Genomic DNA, 447 nt, shown 5'->3' with positions numbered 1-447 from the left:
GATGATCACCTCGACTTTCCTGATCCTTGACCGGCTGGTTGGCACGCACATCTTCAACCCGGCCGAAGGTGGGGATGCTCTGCTGTTCCAACACCTCTTCTGGTTCTTCGGCCATCCGGAAGTTTACATCATCTTCCTGCCGGCGACGGGCATGGTGTCCTCGATCATTCCTGTTTTCGCCAGGCGACCGACATTCGGTCATCTCGGGCTGGTCCTGTCGCTGATCGCGGTCGGCTTCCTTTCGTTCGGGCTTTGGGTCCATCACATGTTCGCCACCGGCCTGCCAAAGCTTGGCGCCAGCTTCTTCACCGCATCCAGCATGATGATCGCCATCCCGAACGGCGTACAGATCTTCTGCTGGCTGGCAACATTATGGGACGGCAGACCGGTGATCCGAACTCCGTTGCTGTTCGTCTTCGGCTTCTTCTTCATCTTCGTCATCGGCGG

1 protein-coding gene is annotated in these 447 nt (G+C 57.9%); it reads left to right on the top strand.

Features of this window, described 5'->3' with window-relative positions; translation table 11 throughout:
• Nucleotides 1–447: cbb3-type cytochrome c oxidase subunit I (locus EN914_RS38055; RefSeq protein ID WP_206527365.1), on the top strand; the 447-nt coding region annotated here is incomplete at both ends.

It is taken from the genome of Mesorhizobium sp. M7A.F.Ca.CA.001.08.2.1 (genome assembly GCF_003998455.1).
Classification (GTDB): Bacteria; Pseudomonadota; Alphaproteobacteria; order Rhizobiales; family Rhizobiaceae; genus Mesorhizobium; species Mesorhizobium ciceri.
Note: the sequence above shows the minus strand (reverse complement) of the source record. Positions and strands in the feature narration are given on the sequence as shown.